The sequence below is a fragment of the Salmonella enterica subsp. enterica serovar Typhimurium str. LT2 genome, assembly GCF_000006945.2.
Lineage (GTDB): Bacteria > Pseudomonadota > Gammaproteobacteria > Enterobacterales > Enterobacteriaceae > Salmonella > Salmonella enterica.
In genome coordinates this window covers 890,757-907,986 of record NC_003197.2, presented here as the reverse complement: position 1 = coordinate 907,986, position 17,230 = coordinate 890,757, and the positions used below count along the sequence as shown (strand labels likewise).

The window sequence follows — 17,230 nt, the reverse complement described above, 5'->3', positions numbered from 1 at the left end:
TTCTCAATGAGCATTACACTCATCTTCTTCAATCAGTTCAACCACTAATGTGGTTCCAGGCCCCTGTAAGTAATATTCATCGTCAAGGGGATCGCGCAGTTTCATAAATGTCGTTTTACCGACTTGCATGGTATGCCCGGCAGCCATTTCTGCTCCACTTTCAAGCAGGTAACGCAGAACATTATTGAAAATATCAGAATATTTTTGCCCTTCGTGATGACCTTGTGCGTGTGCTGCGAAATCTGGTAGCCCAAAGCAATCAGCACCATAGGTACGCATCCATACGCCTTCGATATCCTCAACTTCATATTTCACAAATCCACAAAATAGAGAGGTCAGCGGGAAACCTTCACGCAACATTTCCAGACTATGCTTACCCAACTCCTGAGACTTAAATACCCCCGCAGGTAATGAAGTGTGAGCCGATTCATTTAATACAGCGACAGCCCCCATGTTACTTAATGCACCTGCAACCACAGCCAACGCAACATATTGCTCTAAAGGTGAAGTATCATACCCCTTATAATATAAAATAATATTTGCACTGGTTGCCCGTACTTGCTCTTTTACTTCCTGGGGATAATGAGCTGGCGCGACGCATTGTTCGATTGATTCCTGAGGGTAAGGCGTTTTAAATCCAACCATCGATATTACATGCTTACCCCATCCTGCTAAACCAAAAAAATCCAGTTCAGGGACAAGTTCACACGTTGCCTGTTTCATACTGGAATGATAATTACGCAACAAGCGGGTGAGTTCTTTTGAATTATTTTCCGGGAGAGTATCAAATACAACAACTAAACTTAGTGGGTTATCAACTTCAGCATTCGCTACTAAAACACCTTGTATATTAGATGAGTTTTTTTCTTTACGGCCAAAAAAGCGTTCCAAAATGCTCATATTTATTCCTTTTGTTGAACAATAAAGGAATATAAAATAGCACTTGAATTCTTATAAAGAAAATAACATTACAATATGTTTACCACAAAATATATTCGCAATTTTTATGATAGATCCTCTTCTTTCATTTAATTTTAAAATAGAATATTAAGAGCCTATCCCACCAGGCGTTATTGGCGCAGCCAGTTTGGACACGGACAGCGCGCAAAAACCGGAGCGTACACGTAGTACGTGAGGTTTGACTCGCTACGCTCGCCCTTCGGGCCGCCGCTAGCGGCGTTCAAAACGCTAACGCGTTTTGGCGAGCACTGCCCAGGTCCAAAATGGCAAGTAAAATAGCCCTAATGGGATAGGCTCTAAGAGTATATATAATTTTCACATTGCATTCGGAAAAAATAAAAATTACCTTGTTAACATTCTGTAACCCCGACGCTATCGGGGTTACAGACAATAACTTACTCGATCCCTTTACTACGCAAATAATCGTCGTAGTTGCCGCTGAAGTCCACCACGCGCTCCGGCGTAATTTCAATGACGCGGGTTGCCAGCGAGCTGACGAACTCACGGTCGTGCGAAACAAAGATCAGCGTGCCCTGATACAGTTCCAGCGCCATATTCAGCGATTCGATCGACTCCATATCCAGGTGGTTAGTCGGTTCGTCCATGATCAGGATATTCGGCTTTTGCATCATCAGTTTGCCGAACAGCATACGGCCCTTCTCGCCACCGGAGAGGACTTTGGCAGGCTTTTTGATATCATCCTGGCTAAATAGCAGGCGGCCCAGAATACTGCGCACTGCCTGCTCGTCGTCGCCTTCCTGTTTCCACTGACTCATCCATTCAAACACCGTCAGGTCATTTTCGAATTCATATTCGTGGTCCTGCGCGTAGTAACCAATACGCGCGTTTTCCGACCATTTAACGGTGCCGTGATCGGCGTCCAGATCGCCAACCAGCGTCTTCAGCAGCGTAGATTTACCCACGCCATTGGTGCCGAGTACCGCCAGCTTCTCGCCGACTTCGAGCAGCAAATTGACATTTTTAAACAGCGGACCGTTATCAAAACCTTTCGTCAGCGCCTCCACTTCCAGAGCGTTACGGAACAGTTTTTTATCCTGCTCAAAACGGATGAACGGGTTCTGACGGCTGGAGGCTTTCACCTCTTCCAGCTTGATTTTATCAATCTGCCGCGCGCGCGACGTTGCCTGACGCGATTTAGAGGCATTGGCGCTAAAACGGCTAACAAAAGATTGCAGCTCGGCAATTTGCGCTTTTTTCTTCGCATTATCGGCCAACAGACGTTCACGCGCCTGGGTCGCCGCCGTCATATACTCATCATAGTTACCCGGATAGACGCGCAAGTCGCCATAATCCAGATCCGCCATATGCGTACAAACCATGTTCAGGAAGTGACGGTCGTGCGAAATGATGATCATCGTGCTGTCGCGCTCGTTCAGCACCTGCTCCAGCCAACGGATAGTATCAATATCCAGGTTGTTGGTCGGTTCGTCGAGCAACAGGATGTCCGGATTAGAGAATAACGCCTGCGCCAGCAGCACACGTAATTTCCAGCCTGGCGCGACTTCACTCATCAGACCGTAATGCTGCTCCAGCGGGATGCCCACCCCCAACAGCAGTTCGCCCGCGCGCGCCTCAGCGGAATAACCGTCCATCTCGCCGTATTTTACTTCCAGATCGGCGACTTTATAGCCGTCTTCTTCGCTCATTTCCGGCAAGGCGTAGATACGGTCGCGCTCCTGCTTGACTTCCCACAGTTCGCCATGCCCCATAATGACAGTATCAAGTACGGTGAATGTTTCAAAAGCGAACTGGTCCTGACGCAGCTTACCGATGCGCTCATTCGGATCGAGGGAAACATTGCCCAGCGTCGGCTCCAGGTCGCCGCCGAGGATTTTCATAAAAGTGGACTTTCCGCTACCGTTGGCGCCGATCAGGCCGTAACGGTTGCCGCCGCCAAATTTGACGGAAATGTTTTCGAACAGCGGCTTACTGCCGAACTGCATGGTAACGTTGCTGGAAACTAACACAGGCTTATCCTGAAAAAAGATGTGACAAACCGCTTATTATGCCACAAGTCTGAAATAAGATCGCGCCCTGTACAAAGGGCTACACTGAACCGTAAGGGAAAAAAACGTGATTTCGTACACATCTGAATTCCCTGTTTACTGGAATGCACCTATAATGCGCTCCCAACATGACAGAATTCTCAACCTACTAGCCTGCTTGGCACAGAATCTCGCATAACATGAATATGAAATTAACAACGCTTTTCGCGGCGGCTTTCGCTGTAGTTGGTTTTTGTAAAACAGCCTCAGCAGTCACTTACCCGCTGCCTACCGATGGTAGCCGTTTAATTGGGCAAAATCAGGTCATCACCGTTCCGGAGGGCAATACCCAGCCGCTGGAGTATTTTGCCGCGGAGTACCAGATGGGGCTCTCCAACATGCTGGAAGCCAACCCTGGCGTGGATACCTTCCTGCCGAAGGGCGGTACCGTGCTGAATATTCCGCAGCAGCTGATCCTGCCGGATACCGTACACGAAGGCATTATCATCAATAGCGCGGAAATGCGCCTCTATTACTACCCGAAAGGCACAAACACCGTTATCGTCCTGCCGATTGGGATCGGTCAGTTAGGTAAAGACACGCCTATCAACTGGACGACCAAAGTTGAACGTAAAAAAGCCGGTCCGACCTGGACGCCTACGGCAAAAATGCACGCTGAATATCGCGCCGCCGGCGAGCCGCTGCCTGCCGTCGTGCCTGCGGGCCCGGATAACCCGATGGGCCTGTACGCGCTGTACATCGGTCGCCTGTATGCTATTCACGGCACCAACGCCAACTTCGGCATCGGGCTTCGCGTGAGCCACGGCTGCGTACGTCTGCGCAACGACGATATCAAATTCCTGTTTGAAAATGTGCCGGTCGGTACCCGCGTGCAGTTTATCGATGAACCGGTAAAAGCCACCACCGAGCCGGACGGTAGCCGTTACATTGAGGTGCATAACCCGCTGTCAACGACGGAAGCGCAGTTTGAAGGTAAGGAAGCGGTGCCGATCACGCTTAATAAGAGTATCCTGGCCGTCACCAACGAGCCTGACGTTGATCAGACCGTCGTACAACAGGCAGTTCAGGATCGTTCCGGGATGCCGGTTCGTCTGAACTGACAGACTCTGCCTGCGAAGCCCGATAGATACTATCGGGCTTCTCTTACGGCATCAGTTGCAATAATCCATATCCCACCAGCGCCGCCCATGCCAGCATCGGCAGCGAATAGAAATGAAATCGCCACCAGATTCGGCGATCGTTCGCCATCCGTAAAGCAATAAGATTTGCCAGCGACCCCGGCAGCAGACCAAACCCGCCGATATTCACCGCCCACGCCAGCAGCGTCGAGGCCGGTACATAGTTCAGCAGGAGAATGGTACTGGGCACATTACTGATAATCTGCGACAGGCCGATAGCGGTTAGCCAAAGCCCCAGGTGAGACAGTGCGCCAACCTGGTTGAAAACGCCCTGCAACGCCGGCAATTGCGTTAGCAGATGGACATCAATAAACATCGCCATAAATACCAGCAGCAGCGTCCAGTCCACGCTGACTATCACCCTGCGCGCCAGCACAATAAACCCAGCCGCCACCAACACCAGTCCCCATAACTCTTGCCTGAGCTCCAGCGCGGTAAGAAAAACGACATATAATGCCAGGCAACTCCACACCAGACGGGGCTGCCACTGCGGCGAACGCGTACCGGTATGATACTGTAACGCCCTACCCGGAAAACAAAACCAGCACAGGAGCAGTAACGTCAGCATCATCATGACGGCAAGCGGCGCCATTTGCCCGCTAAATTCAGCAAAGGTTAAGCCGGAGCGTCCCCACAACAGAATATTTTGCGGATTACCGACAGGCGTCAGCAGCGAACCGGCGTTCACCGCCAACGCTTCAAAAATAATCAATCGGTTGACCGGAATCGCGCACAGTTTTTTTAACGTTATCGTCAGCGGCACAACGATAAACAGCGCGACATCGTTTGTCAGAAAGGTCGACAGCGCCGCCGCAGCCAGCACCAGGAACATCGCCAGTTGCCGCTCGGTATGAAATCGGCGCGTCATCTTGCGTCCCAGCACATCAAAATAGCCGCTCAGCTCAACGCCTTTAGTGAGCAACATTAACCCACTGAGGGTAATAATGGTGTGCCAGTCAATCGCGCCAGGCCAGGCGCGGGGCGCAAAAGGAACAAACAGGCTTAACGCCATCCCCACAATGATCAACAACTGAAAAAAACGGTCACGCCGCAGCGCCCGTAAAAAGGCCAGACTCATTCTGCAGATGTTCCATGCTGTTGCGTGAAGGCCAAAAAGGCATCCAATGTCTCCTGGCTGACATGGTGTTCCATCCCTTCCGCATCACGACGCGCGATCTCCGGACTTACGCCTAATACCAGTAAAAAATTTTCGACAATTTGGTGCCGCTCGCGGCTTTCCTGCGCCAGCTTCTCCCCTTCCGGCGTCAGAAAAACGCCGCGCCAGGGGATCATTTGAATAAATCCTAACGATGCCAGGCGCTTAAGCATTTTGGCCACAGTCGGCTGGGAGACGCCGAGCCGCGCCGCCATATCCACCTGACGCGCTTCCCCTACCTCAATAATTAAATCGGAAATCAGCTCAACGTAGTCGTCTATCAACTCACGGCGATGCGCCTCTCTGACCTGACGAAATCCTTCAACGTGTTCTTCTACGTTCACCAATTGCGTCACTTTTTTTGTTGTTGGCGTACCTGCGCGACGACCCATTTTGCTTCCTCGTTTCTGTGACGCGTTAACGCGTCAGCTGACAGAGCGCTCATTGTAAACCAGAGTTGTCTGGGCACAAAAAATTAACGTTTTAGCAATAGCTATAAAACATAGCCTGTGCTATATCTGTATGTAATGCAGACATCCCTCACGGATCGATGGGATAGAAACATCAGGAGGTTTATATGAACGAATTTAAGAGGTGTATACGCGTGTTCAGTCACTCTCCCTTTAAAGTCCGGTTAATGCTGCTCTCTATGTTGTGCGATATGATCAACGGCAAACCGGAGCAGGATAACCCTTCCACGAAATAACGCGGCGGTGCGGTACGCCGCTTTATTTTGCATCCTCAACGGAAATGGCGCCCATTTCCCCTGTTTTTTTGTGGTTTTGCTATTCTCTTCGCAAAACATTTTCTTTCCGGCGGTTGACCTTCTTACCCGCACGCTCTATCTTCTGGCAGCCCTGAATATTTTGCGACTCGCCGTTGCGAACCCAATACCTTTTTTACGCATAATCAGGCAGGTAATGACCCTTCGCGCCAGGGTTAGCACATGGCGTTTTTGCAATAGTGGCATATGAATTCAACCCTTATCGATTCACTTCTGGCCCGTCGTCGGGCTGTAAGCCCGTGGGCGGGCCTCTACTTTTTACAGTCGCTGCTGATTAACCTCGCGCTCGGCTACCCCTTTAGCCTGCTTTATACCGCGGCGTTTACCTGCCTGTTGCTGTTGCTCTGGCGCTACCTGCCCCGCGGACAAAAAGCGCTGCTCGGCATCTGTTCGCTGGTAGCCGCTTGCTATTTTCCCTTTGGCCAGGCTTACGGCGCGCCGAACTTTAATACGCTGCTGGCGCTGCACTCCACCAATATGGAAGAGTCGAGCGAAATCCTGACCATCTTCCCGTGGTATAGCTACCTGACCGGACTTTTTATTTTTGCGCTGGGTATTATTGCGCTTCGCCGCCGAAAAGAAGAGGCCAGGCCGCGCTGGAATAGCCTCGACAGCCTGTGCCTGCTGATTAGCGTCGCGGCATTTTTCGTCGCGCCGGTACAAAATCTGGCGTGGGGCGGCGTTTTTAAGGTTATTGATACCGGCTATCCGGTTTTTCGCTTCGCCAAAGACGTTATCGTCAATAACAACGAAGTCATTGAAGAGCAGCACCGTATGGCGCAGCTATCCGGCATAAAAGATAGCTGGACGGTTACTGCGGTGAAACCCAGATATCACATCTATGTCGTGGTGATTGGTGAAAGCGCGCGACGGGATGCCATGGGCGCTTTCGGCGGCCACTGGGATAATACCCCCTTCGCCAGCCATGTGAATGGCGACTTCTTTATGGATTACATCGCCGCCAGCGGCTCAACGCAAAAATCGCTCGGTTTAACGCTCAATCGCGTGGTGGATAACAAACCACAGTATCAGGATAATTTCGTCACGCTGGCTAACCGCGCCGGTTTTCAGACATGGTGGTTTTCCAATCAGGGGCAAATCGGCGAATACGACACGGCCATCGCCAGTATCGCCAAACGCGCCGATGAAGCGCATTTCCTGAAAAACGGCGATTTTGAAGCGGATAAAAATACTCGCGACGAAGCGCTGTTAACCATGACGGCGCAGGTATTGGCGACAGAACGCACGCAACCGCAGTTGATTGTGTTGCATTTAATGGGGTCGCATCCCCAGGCCTGCGACCGTACTCAGGGAAAATACGCGACGTTTGTCCAGTCGAAAGAGACGTCTTGTTATTTATACACCATGACGCAAACCGACGATTTGCTCCGTCAGCTCTATACTCAGCTTCGTCATAGCGGCGACAGTTTTTCGCTCGTCTATTTCTCCGATCACGGGCTGGCGTTTAAAGAGCGCGGCAAAGCGGTACAGTACCTGGCGCATGACGACAAATTCCAGCAAAACTTCCAGGTGCCGTTTATGGTGCTATCCAGCGACAGTAAAGCGCATCGGATCATTAAAGCTCGCCGTTCCGCGAACGATTTCCTGAGTTTTTTCTCGCAATGGACAGGAATTAGCGCTAAAGAGATCAAAAATCGCTATCGATTTATTTCGGAACAGAAAGCCGGGCCCGTTTATATCACCAATTTCAAATTACAGAAAGTGGACTATAACCATCTGGGCAGCGATATTTTTTCACTAAAATAATGCACGTTTCAGGCAAAAAAAATCCGCCCCGAAAGGCGGATTTTTCATTTTCACCGACGTGATTAGAAGCGGTAACCTACGCCAGCAATCCAGGTGCCAACGTCAACGCTACGAATACGGCTCTGCTCGTAAGAGAAGTCCAGAGCAACATTTTCCATCGGGTTGAATTGCAGACCAGCGCCATAGGAGAAGCCATAATCGCTGGTGTCATGTTTGTAGGTTGGGTAATCGGTCGTCTGGAATTTACCGTAACCCACACCGACTACACCGTAGATGCTTGCCCAATCGTTCAGACGGTAAGCCGGGCCGGCAGTGATGCCGTAGTACTGACCTTTGTTGTAATCGCCCGCACCGTTAGTACGATCTTTTTCGGTGTAGGTGAAGGAACCGATTACGCCCAGCGGGTTGTCGTCCTGCTCGTAACGATACTTCAGGTTGAAACCGCTCATTTTATTCGCTACGCCCTGCGCGTCGCTCTGAGCGTAACCACCGGTAACGGTAGAAGTAGCAGCTACTGCAGTACCTGCGGAAAAAGCCAGAACAGCGGCCAGTGCTGAAAGACATGCAATTTTTTTCATAACCACCTCAAATGTGCTTCAAGTAAGTCCTAAGTTTTAAATATATCAAAAATTAATGGGAAACTCTTTGCGATTCACGGTGTCTAAGGGCGCCTTTCATGTAACAGAACGTTTCCATATCGCGCTATCTTATTCAATTAACATCACTTTTCCGGCTTATTGCACCAATAATGCGCGTGCGGCGCGATACATTCATCCAGATTATTCCTAAACTAACAGTCTATTTATCCATCAATTTAAGTTCATTTTATGGAATCCTGGAAATTTTTTTTCAACGAACCCTCAACCGCCGCGGGGAATTTCCATTACACTGCCACCTTTACTCGTACTGACATTTTTTGACAGGAGAAAGGATGCCGGGGTCAACACGTAAACTACCAGTCTGGTTGCCCATTTTGGTTTTGCTCATTGCCATGTCCTCTATTCAGAGTGGCGCTTCACTGGCGAAATCGTTATTTCCTCTTGTCGGCGCGCCGGGCGTAACGGCGCTTCGTCTGGCGTTGGGAACGCTTATCCTTATCGCCTTTTTCAAACCCTGGCGTTTGCGTTTTGCCAAAGAGCAGCGGCTGCCTTTATTGTTTTATGGTCTGTCGCTGGGCGGGATGAACTATCTATTCTATCTGTCGATTCAGACGGTGCCGTTGGGTATTGCGGTCGCGCTGGAATTTACCGGTCCTCTGGCGGTCGCGCTGTTTTCATCCCGGCGGCCGGTAGATTTTATTTGGGTCGTACTGGCTGTGCTTGGGCTCTGGTTCCTGCTGCCATTAGGACAAGATATGTCTCACGTCGATCTTACCGGGGCCGCGTTGGCGCTCGGCGCTGGCGCCTGTTGGGCTGTCTATATTCTTACCGGCCAGCGAGCAGGCGCGGAACATGGTCCGGCCACGGTGGCGGTAGGCTCGCTGATTGCCGCCATCATTTTCGTGCCGATTGGCGCAGTTCAGGCTGGCGACGCGCTATGGCACTGGTCGATTCTTCCCTTAGGGTTAGCGGTCGCTGTGCTTTCTACGGCGCTGCCTTATTCACTGGAAATGATTGCGCTGACGCGCCTGCCAACCCGCACCTTCGGTACGCTGATGAGCATGGAACCCGCGCTGGCCGCCGTTTCCGGGATGATTTTTCTGGGCGAAACGCTTACGGGCATACAAATCCTGGCCCTGTGCGCCATCATTGCCGCCTCAATGGGTTCTACCCTAACGATTCGACGCGAACCGCAAATTAAACAAGTTGACGTAAAATAGTTTCTTATTCTGCATGATGTGCATAATCATGCAGAATATCACCTCGTTATTCACCTTTTATTATTGCGCTATTACTTCGTCATTTTTTGTCATATTTTTTCTCATTTTTTACATTAAAATGAGAATTATTACCCACCAAACAGCAAACTCGTCTAACCAATTGATTTTTAATCAAAATAAATATTAAATCTTGTCTGTACTATTAAAGTGATAGGTAAATTCAAAAAAGCAAAGTTAAAAACCGGTGCTATACTTATTTTCGTTAATTACCTGGGACACAAACATCAAGAGGATATGAGATTATGAGTACCGCTAAACTGGTAAAAACAAAAGCGTCTAATCTGCTTTATACCCGTAACGATGTATCAGAGAGCGATAAAAAAGCGACGGTTGAGTTGCTTAATCGTCAGGTGATCCAGTTCATTGACCTGTCGCTGATCACGAAACAGGCCCACTGGAACATGCGCGGTGCTAACTTTATTGCCGTTCATGAGATGCTGGATGGCTTCCGTACCGCACTGACCGATCATCTGGATACTATGGCCGAGCGCGCCGTACAGCTTGGCGGTGTGGCGTTAGGCACCACGCAAGTTATCAACAGCAAAACTCCACTGAAAAGCTATCCGCTCGACATCCATAACGTGCAGGATCACTTAAAAGAACTGGCCGATCGCTACGCTGTTGTCGCTAATGATGTTCGCAAAGCTATTGGTGAAGCCAAAGATGAAGACACTGCCGATATCTTTACCGCCGCATCACGCGACCTCGATAAATTCCTGTGGTTTATCGAATCCAACATCGAATAAATCTATCTCTACCCTGAATACTTCGAGTTGCAGGAAGGTACAAACGCAGCGAATCCGCAGAAGCCTGACTTCCGTCGGTCACTGAAGCGAACGCACCTGCAACTTGATGTACACAGGTATATAAGTCATCCCTATACCCCTGCCTGGCACAGGGGTTTTGCACTTAAATAGTGCACACGTCTTGTACTCCCCTCCGACAAAAGTGAATTATTTGTAATAATTACATCACACAATCGTTAATTAAAGATTGTTTTAACAACGATTTTTACGCTAAATAGACCCTGTATCTCTACTTTGTTATTCATGCACTAAATCAGTGCCCCAAAACGGTGCGGCATACTGGTTTTGCCCGACTTATTGTGCACAGGAATGTTTCACGCTTCTGTTAAAACAATGAGTTACATAATTGGCATGATTTTTTCATTACGCTACATGTTCTCGCAGGGGATCGCCCCGTGGATAGAAAAGGAAATGCTATGAAGTCTCTATTAAAAGTTTCACTGGCTGCACTTACCCTGGCTTTTGCGGTGTCTTCGCACGCTGCGGATAAGAAACTCGTTGTGGCAACCGATACGGCGTTCGTTCCGTTTGAATTTAAACAGGGCGACAAATACGTCGGTTTTGATGTTGATCTGTGGGACGCTATCGCGAAAGAACTGAAGCTGGACTACACCCTGAAACCGATGGATTTCAGCGGCATTATTCCGGCATTACAAACCAAAAATATCGATCTGGCGCTGGCGGGTATTACGATTACGGACGAGCGTAAAAAAGCGATCGACTTTTCCGATGGCTATTACAAAAGCGGTCTGCTCGTGATGGTGAAAGCCAACAATAACGATATTAAAAGCGTTAAAGACCTCGATGGCAAAGTCGTTGCCGTGAAGAGCGGAACCGGGTCGGTGGATTACGCGAAAGCGAATATCAAAACCAAAGACCTGCGTCAGTTCCCGAACATTGATAACGCGTACATGGAATTAGGCACCAACCGCGCAGACGCCGTTCTGCACGATACGCCGAACATCCTGTACTTTATCAAAACCGCAGGCAACGGCCAGTTCAAGGCGGTAGGCGAATCGCTGGAAGCACAGCAATACGGAGTTGCCTTCCCGAAAGGCAGCGATGAACTGCGCGAGAAAGTCAACGGCGCGCTGAAAACGCTGCGTGAGAATGGCACCTATAACGAAATCTACAAAAAATGGTTCGGTACAGAACCTAAATAAAACGACCTGATGTTGGCTTGTGGCCCGGTAGTGAGGACGCTCACCGGGCCTACAGCTCTTTCCGTGACGGATAAGACACTTTCCGCCATTTCCGCGCCGGATAGAGCATTTGACTATTTACACCACGGTAACAGGAACGACATATGCAGTTTGACTGGAGCGCCATCTGGCCCGCCATTCCGCTTTTGCTTGAGGGCGCTAAAATGACCCTGTGGATCTCGGTCCTCGGTCTGGCTGGCGGCCTGGTTATTGGACTGGCGGCAGGTTTTGCCCGTACGTTTGGCGGCTGGTTCGCCAACCACATCGCCCTGGTTTTCATTGAAATTATTCGCGGCACGCCCATCGTTGTCCAGGTCATGTTTATCTACTTTGCCCTGCCGATGGCATTTAATGATTTGCGTATTGATCCGTTCAGCGCAGCGGTCGTGACAATTATGATTAACTCCGGCGCTTATATCGCGGAAATTACTCGCGGCGCAGTACTATCCATTCACAAAGGTTTTCGCGAAGCGGGTCTGGCGCTGGGCCTTTCTCGCCGGGAAACCATCCGCCATGTTATTTTACCGCTTGCTCTGCGCCGTATGCTGCCGCCGCTGGGCAATCAGTGGATCATTAGCATCAAAGACACCTCGTTGTTTATTGTTATCGGCGTAGCCGAGCTGACCCGTCAGGGCCAGGAAATTATTGCCGGTAACTTTCGCGCCCTGGAAATCTGGAGCGCCGTGGCCGTCTTCTATTTGATCATTACGCTGGTGCTGAGCTTTATTTTGCGTCGTCTTGAAAGAAGGATGAAAATCCTGTGATTGAATTTAAAAACGTCTCCAAGCACTTTGGCCCCACCCAGGTGCTACATAACATTGATTTAAACATCCGTCAGGGCGAAGTGGTTGTGATTATCGGCCCTTCCGGTTCGGGTAAATCCACGTTATTACGCTGTATCAATAAACTGGAAGAGATCACCTCCGGCGATCTGATTGTCGATGGTCTGAAAGTCAACGATCCTAAAGTAGACGAACGGCTGATTCGCCAGGAAGCCGGCATGGTGTTTCAACAGTTTTATCTGTTCCCGCATCTGACCGCGCTCGAAAACGTGATGTTCGGTCCTCTGCGCGTGCGCGGCGTAAAGAAAGAAGAAGCGGAAAAACAGGCGAAAGCTCTGTTAGCGAAAGTTGGACTGGCGGAACGGGCGCACCACTACCCCTCCGAGCTTTCCGGCGGTCAACAACAGCGCGTCGCCATTGCCCGAGCGCTGGCCGTGAAGCCGAAAATGATGCTCTTTGACGAGCCAACCTCCGCTCTGGACCCTGAACTGCGCCATGAAGTGCTGAAAGTCATGCAGGATCTGGCGGAAGAAGGCATGACCATGGTCATTGTCACTCACGAAATCGGCTTTGCCGAAAAAGTCGCCTCACGGCTGATTTTTATCGATAAAGGCCGTATTGCCGAAGATGGCAGTCCGCAGGCGTTGATCGAAAACCCGCCAAGCCCACGTTTACAGGAATTTTTACAGCACGTCTCCTGAGATATCGCCCTTCCAGCCCTGCGGCAGGAAGGGCATCATGGAATAGTCCCATTTCATTTTCCCTCCCCTGCGCCATCTATACTTAGTGTTTTGCGTCTCTTTTCTCACTGGAGGAGTCATGCGGTGGACCCTGTTCATCCTTTTTTGTCTACTGGGCGCACCTGCCCATGCGGTCGCCATACCCGGCGTGACCACGGGGACATCAACCAGCCAGCAAGCAGCGCCAGAGCCCAGTCCTGAACAAAAAAAAGCGGCCTATGCGGCCCTGGCTGACGTACTGGAGAACGAGGCTTCACGTAACGAATTGATAGCGCAACTCCGCGAAGCCTCAACCACGCCGCCGACCGAGCCAGCGCCAGCGCTTGCGCCGCCTGCGGCCAAAGATGAGAAAACGGTACTGGAGAACGTCACCACCGTTACCCGTCAGTACGGCGATGCTTTCGCTACCCGTTTCGCCCAGCTTTATCGCAACATCACCGATGCGCCGCACAAGCCGTTTAACTCGCAAACCTTCACCAACGCGTTAACCCACTTTTTATTTCTGGCCGTCGCGGTATTTGGTTTTTATAGCGTGATACGGCTTTGCGCCCTGCCGTTATATCGAAAAATGGGCCTGTGGGCACGCAAGAAAAACCGTGAACGCAGCAACTGGTTACAGCTCCCGGCGATGATCGTCGGCGCGTTTATTATCGACCTCCTGCTACTGGCGCTCACCTTATTTATCGGTCAGATGCTCAGTGATAATTTCCATGCGGGAAGTCGAACTATCGCTTTTCAGCAAAGCCTGTTCCTGAATGCCTTCGCGCTAATAGAGTTCTTTAAAGCGATTCTGCGGCTTATTTTTTGCCCTAATGTACCGGAATTACGCCCATTCGCGATTCAGGATGCGACAGCGCGTTACTGGAATCGCCGTATGAGTTCCCTTAGCAGTTTGATTGGCTACGGGCTAATTGTTGCCGTTCCGATTATTTCCAACCAGGTGAATGTTCAGGTTGGCGCGATGGCTAATGTGGCGATCATGCTCTGCATCACCATCTGGGCGCTGTACCTGATCTTTAAAAACAAAGCGGAGATTACGCAACATTTATTAAGTCTGGCGGAACGATCATTAGCCTTTTTTAGCCTGTTTATCCGCGCCTTTGCGCTGGTGTGGCACTGGCTGGCCAGCGCTTACTTTATCGTGCTGTTTTTCTTCTCGTTATTCGACCCAGGCAATAGCCTGAAGTTTATGATGGGCGCGACCGTGCGCAGTCTGGCGATTATTGGCATCGCGGCGTTTATCTCCGGTATGTTTACCCGCTGGATAGCGAAAACCATCACCCTGTCGCCCCATACGCAGCGCAATTACCCGGAATTACAAAAGCGGCTTAACGGCTGGCTCTCCTCGGCGCTAAAAGTCGCACGCTTTTTGACCGTCTGCGTCGCCGTTATGCTGTTGCTCAACGCCTGGGGGCTATTCGATTTCTGGCACTGGCTACATTATGGCGCGGGGGAAAAGATGGTCGATATCCTTATCCGTATCGCGTTAATCTTATTCTTCTCCGCCGTGGGATGGACGATCCTCGCCAGTCTGATTGAGAATCGTCTGGCCTCCGATATTCATGGCCGCCCGCTACCCAGCGCCCGCACGCGCACGCTGCTGACGCTGTTCCGCAATGCGCTGGCAGTGATTATCAGTACCATAACCATCATGATCGTGTTATCGGAAATCGGCGTCAATATCGCGCCATTGCTGGCTGGCGCGGGCGCGTTAGGTCTGGCTATCTCTTTCGGTTCGCAAACCCTGGTGAAAGATATTATCACCGGCGTCTTTATTCAGTTTGAAAACGGGATGAATACCGGCGACTTAGTCACCATAGGCCCGCTGACGGGGACGGTCGAAAGAATGTCGATTCGTTCCGTCGGCGTGCGGCAGGATACCGGGGCATACCATATTATCCCGTGGTCCTCGATCACCACTTTCGCCAACTTTGTGCGCGGTATCGGCTCTGTTGTCGCCAACTATGACGTGGATCGCCATGAGGATGCGGATAAAGCGAATCAGGCGCTGAAAGACGCGGTAACGGCGCTGATGGAGACGGAGGATATTCGCGGGCTGATTATCGGCGAACCCACGTTCGCCGGTATTGTCAGTTTAACGAACACGGCGTTTACTTTACGCGTGTCGTTCACCACGCTACCGCTCAAGCAGTGGACGGTGCGTTTTGCCCTTGATAGCCAGGTGAAAAAGCATTTTGATCTGGCTAATGTGCGCGCGCCGGTGCAAACGTATCAGGTTCTGCCCGCCCCCGTCGGCGGCCCGTCGCCTGATTCGCTGCCGCCGCGCGAACCGACGATTTAGCGTTTACGGGTGATAAAACGGCGACGCTGGTCGTCATCCATAAAGGTCCAGGCAATAAAGCGGCTTTGCTTTTGCCCCTGGGCCATCTCTTTTTTCACCACTTTCACCGCGCCAGCCTCCGTCAACGCCCGGTAAAGCGGCGGTAAATTCTCGCCGCGCGACACCAACGTCGTAAACCACAACACCTGACGGCGGAAGGATTGGCTTTCAGCAATCATTTTTTTAATAAAGGCGACTTCGCCGCCTTCGCACCATAGCTCCTGCTGTTGACCGCCAAAGTTCAGCGCATCATCTTTATTCTGCCCCAAATTGCGGCGCTTACGCTCGCTGCCCGCGCGGGCTGCGGCGGCGGAGTCGTGAAAAGGCGGGTTACAAAGCGTTGCGTCATAAAATTCATTTTTATGAATGATACCGGTAAAAATGGCCGCCGGATCTTTTTGCCGACGCAGACGAATGGCGCGGCTTAACCCCGTATTAGCCTGAATGATAGCCTGCGCGCTGGACATCGCTGCGTCGCTGACTTCACTACCGGTAAATCGCCAGCCATATTCATGGACGCCGATAAGCGGATAAATACAATTGGCGCCCACGCCCACGTCCAGAATAGTTGCCTGCGCCGGAATACTCCCTGTCGTTTCGCCAAGCAGATCCGCCAGATGATGGATATAATCCGCACGACCAGGCACCGGCGGACATAAAAACCCTGGCGGAATGTCCCAGTGTGTGACGGCATAAAAATGCGCCAGCAATGCCTTATTGAGCGCTTTTACCGCTTGCGGATTAGCAAAATCAACGCTCTGTTCACCGGCGGGCGTGCGGATAAGAAAGGACGTCAATTCCGGCGTGGTCTGACACAGTGCGGCGAGATCATAACGGTGTTGATGGCGGTTGCGCGGGTGTAACCCCGGTTTCTGGGCGGACATGGCATTCTCCTTTTAGCAGCGGCGTAAGATACCCGTATAACGCCACGGGGTAAATATACCACCGCGAATTCCCTGCCTCGCTCGTTTGATCGGCTCTCTGAATGACATTGGCTCTGCTCATGGTCTGAAAAGGCCGCGCGATGCGATTTTTTCGCCTGACGGCGCTACACTTAACCTCAGGTACCCTAAAATCAGGAGAGCGTGATGGCATCCGGCTGGGCAAATGACGACGCAGTGAATGAACAAATCAACAATACCATTGAAGATGCCGTTGCCCGCGCTCGCGGCGAACTTCCCCACGGCGAAAGTCGCGATGAATGCGAATCTTGCGGCGATCCTATCCCTGAAGCGCGGCGTAAAGCCGTGCCGGGCGTTCGGTTATGCATAGCCTGCCAACAGGAGAAAGATTTACATAACGCAACATTTTCAGGATATAATCGTAGAGGTTCAAAAGACAGCCAGTTACGCTGACTTTTCTTTACCGAAACCGCCAGTATTATCCATTCCTTTACGCTCATGCTTTTTAGCGTTCTGCGTCGCAGAATGTGCCGTTAACCTCGACTCTGTAAAGCCAGATGACAAGAAAGGTAAATTCAACCGTTGAATTAATTAATAATCAATAGGTTATTTGTCATTCAAAAATTTTGAGCAAGGCAGTCAATTCTATTCGATTTTATCTTTCGCAAAAAACCGTGATACTCATCACATCGACGGAACATCGTCC

General features: G+C 50.7%; 15 protein-coding genes and 23 other annotated features. Of the genes, 9 read left to right on the top strand and 6 right to left on the bottom strand.

All coding sequences use genetic code 11. From position 1 onward, the window contains the following. Positions 1-3 precede the first annotated feature (3 nt). Positions 4-747 carry a putative inner membrane protein gene (locus tag STM0839; protein ID NP_459816.1) on the bottom strand — a complete coding sequence of 248 codons (744 nt, stop codon included), beginning with the start codon at positions 745-747 and terminating at the stop codon, positions 4-6. A 608-nt stretch (positions 748-1,355) separates the two neighbouring features. Next, the gene (ybiT, locus tag STM0838) for a putative ATPase component of ABC transporter with duplicated ATPase domain (RefSeq protein ID NP_459815.1) occupies positions 1,356-2,960 on the bottom strand. Within the gene, positions 1,356-2,948 belong to an annotated coding region; the region does not span the whole gene. After that, positions 2,955-2,960 (bottom strand) — a ribosome-binding site (putative RBS for ybiT; RegulonDB:STMS1H001137). Its footprint overlaps the gene before it by 6 nt. A gap of 190 nt (positions 2,961-3,150) precedes the next feature. Then, positions 3,151-3,156 (top strand) — a ribosome-binding site (putative RBS for ybiS; RegulonDB:STMS1H001136). On the opposite strand from ybiT, the gene ybiS reads away from it, so the two are divergent. Next, the gene (gene ybiS, locus STM0837; protein NP_459814.1) for a putative periplasmic protein occupies positions 3,151-4,087 on the top strand. Within the gene, positions 3,167-4,087 belong to an annotated coding region; the region does not span the whole gene. It overlaps the preceding feature by 6 nt. 43 nt (positions 4,088-4,130) lie before the next feature. Here ybiS and ybiR read toward each other — a convergent pair. Beyond that, the gene (gene ybiR, locus STM0836) for a putative di- and tricarboxylate transporters (protein ID NP_459813.1) occupies positions 4,131-5,259 on the bottom strand. Within the gene, positions 4,131-5,243 belong to an annotated coding region; the region does not span the whole gene. Then, the gene (locus STM0835; RefSeq protein ID NP_459812.1) for a putative Mn-dependent transcriptional regulator occupies positions 5,240-5,724 on the bottom strand. Within the gene, positions 5,240-5,713 belong to an annotated coding region; the region does not span the whole gene. The genes ybiR and STM0835 overlap by 20 nt, the downstream gene beginning before the upstream one ends. Beyond that, positions 5,254-5,259 (bottom strand) — a ribosome-binding site (putative RBS for ybiR; RegulonDB:STMS1H001135). It overlaps the preceding gene by 6 nt. After that, positions 5,719-5,724 (bottom strand) — a ribosome-binding site (putative RBS for STM0835; RegulonDB:STMS1H001134). (Lies within the gene STM0835.) A gap of 560 nt (positions 5,725-6,284) precedes the next feature. Further along, positions 6,285-6,290, top strand: a ribosome-binding site (putative RBS for ybiP; RegulonDB:STMS1H001133). Here STM0835 and ybiP point away from each other — a divergent pair. After that, positions 6,285-7,872, top strand: a protein-coding gene (gene ybiP / locus STM0834) for a putative integral membrane protein (RefSeq protein NP_459811.1). Within the gene, positions 6,292-7,872 belong to an annotated coding region; the region does not span the whole gene. It overlaps the preceding feature by 6 nt. A 62-nt stretch (positions 7,873-7,934) precedes the next feature. Here the strand turns inward: ybiP and ompX are convergent. Further along, positions 7,935-8,459 (bottom strand): outer membrane protease, receptor for phage OX2 gene (gene ompX / locus STM0833; RefSeq protein NP_459810.1). Within the gene, positions 7,935-8,450 belong to an annotated coding region; the region does not span the whole gene. Next, positions 8,454-8,459: a ribosome-binding site (putative RBS for ompX; RegulonDB:STMS1H001132), on the bottom strand. It overlaps the preceding gene by 6 nt. 333 nt (positions 8,460-8,792) lie before the next feature. Next, positions 8,793-8,798: a ribosome-binding site (putative RBS for ybiF; RegulonDB:STMS1H001131), on the top strand. On the opposite strand from ompX, the gene ybiF reads away from it, so the two are divergent. From ybiF to ybiO, 6 genes are all read left to right on the top strand, one after another. Further along, positions 8,793-9,691 (top strand): putative permease gene (gene ybiF, locus STM0832; RefSeq protein NP_459809.1). Within the gene, positions 8,804-9,691 belong to an annotated coding region; the region does not span the whole gene. (Overlaps the previous feature by 6 nt.) Positions 9,692-9,851: 160 nt before the next feature. Then, positions 9,852-9,866, top strand: a protein binding site (putative binding site for IHF, RegulonDB: STMS1H000230). Next, positions 9,860-9,868, top strand: a -35 signal (putative -35_signal for dps; RegulonDB:STMLTH004707). It overlaps the preceding feature by 7 nt. Beyond that, the gene (dps, locus tag STM0831; protein ID NP_459808.1) for a stress response DNA-binding protein; starvation induced resistance to H2O2 occupies positions 9,860-10,497 on the top strand. Within the gene, positions 9,994-10,497 belong to an annotated coding region; the region does not span the whole gene. It overlaps the preceding feature by 9 nt. Next, positions 9,879-9,887, top strand: a -10 signal (putative -10_signal for dps; RegulonDB:STMLTH004707). (Overlaps the previous gene by 9 nt.) Next, positions 9,980-9,985: a ribosome-binding site (putative RBS for dps; RegulonDB:STMS1H001130), on the top strand. 230 nt (positions 10,498-10,727) lie before the next feature. Beyond that, positions 10,728-10,744 (top strand) — a protein binding site (putative binding site for NR(I), RegulonDB: STMS1H000291). Between the two features lie 47 nt (positions 10,745-10,791). After that, positions 10,792-10,806: a protein binding site (putative binding site for IHF, RegulonDB: STMS1H000221), on the top strand. Continuing rightward, positions 10,802-10,818, top strand: a protein binding site (putative binding site for NR(I), RegulonDB: STMS1H000297). Its footprint overlaps the feature before it by 5 nt. A gap of 13 nt (positions 10,819-10,831) precedes the next feature. Continuing rightward, positions 10,832-10,847 (top strand) — a protein binding site (putative binding site for NR(I), RegulonDB: STMS1H000295). Continuing rightward, positions 10,842-10,855: a protein binding site (putative binding site for IHF, RegulonDB: STMS1H000224), on the top strand. Its footprint overlaps the feature before it by 6 nt. Beyond that, positions 10,856-10,864: a protein binding site (putative binding site for NR(I), RegulonDB: STMS1H000294), on the top strand. It abuts the feature before it with no gap. Positions 10,865-10,962: 98 nt separating this feature from the next. Next, positions 10,963-10,968 (top strand) — a ribosome-binding site (putative RBS for glnH; RegulonDB:STMS1H001129). Beyond that, positions 10,963-11,720, top strand: a protein-coding gene (glnH, locus tag STM0830) for a glutamine high-affinity transporter (protein NP_459807.1). Within the gene, positions 10,974-11,720 belong to an annotated coding region; the region does not span the whole gene. It overlaps the preceding feature by 6 nt. Before the next feature lie 131 nt (positions 11,721-11,851). Further along, positions 11,852-11,857: a ribosome-binding site (putative RBS for glnP; RegulonDB:STMS1H001128), on the top strand. Beyond that, positions 11,852-12,523 (top strand): glutamine high-affinity transporter gene (gene glnP / locus STM0829; protein NP_459806.1). Within the gene, positions 11,864-12,523 belong to an annotated coding region; the region does not span the whole gene. It overlaps the preceding feature by 6 nt. Beyond that, positions 12,505-12,510: a ribosome-binding site (putative RBS for glnQ; RegulonDB:STMS1H001127), on the top strand. (Overlaps the previous gene by 6 nt.) Then, positions 12,505-13,242 (top strand): glutamine high-affinity transporter gene (gene glnQ / locus STM0828; RefSeq protein ID NP_459805.1). Within the gene, positions 12,520-13,242 belong to an annotated coding region; the region does not span the whole gene. Before glnP ends, glnQ begins: the two co-directional genes overlap by 19 nt. A 110-nt stretch (positions 13,243-13,352) precedes the next feature. Further along, positions 13,353-13,358, top strand: a ribosome-binding site (putative RBS for ybiO; RegulonDB:STMS1H001126). Next, positions 13,353-15,583, top strand: a protein-coding gene (gene ybiO / locus STM0827) for a putative transport protein (RefSeq protein ID NP_459804.1). Within the gene, positions 13,361-15,583 belong to an annotated coding region; the region does not span the whole gene. (Overlaps the previous feature by 6 nt.) On the opposite strand, the gene ybiN is transcribed toward ybiO, so the two are convergent. Further along, positions 15,580-16,518 (bottom strand): putative SAM-dependent methyltransferase gene (gene ybiN, locus STM0826; RefSeq protein ID NP_459803.1). Within the gene, positions 15,580-16,506 belong to an annotated coding region; the region does not span the whole gene. The genes ybiO and ybiN overlap by 4 nt on opposite strands. Then, positions 16,513-16,518, bottom strand: a ribosome-binding site (putative RBS for ybiN; RegulonDB:STMS1H001125). It overlaps the preceding gene by 6 nt. Positions 16,519-16,698: 180 nt before the next feature. Next, positions 16,699-16,704 (top strand) — a ribosome-binding site (putative RBS for ybiI; RegulonDB:STMS1H001124). Between ybiN and ybiI the strand changes: the two genes are divergently transcribed. Then, the gene (ybiI, locus tag STM0825; protein ID NP_459802.1) for a putative DnaK suppressor protein occupies positions 16,699-16,977 on the top strand. Within the gene, positions 16,711-16,977 belong to an annotated coding region; the region does not span the whole gene. Its footprint overlaps the feature before it by 6 nt. Positions 16,978-17,230 lie beyond the last annotated feature (253 nt).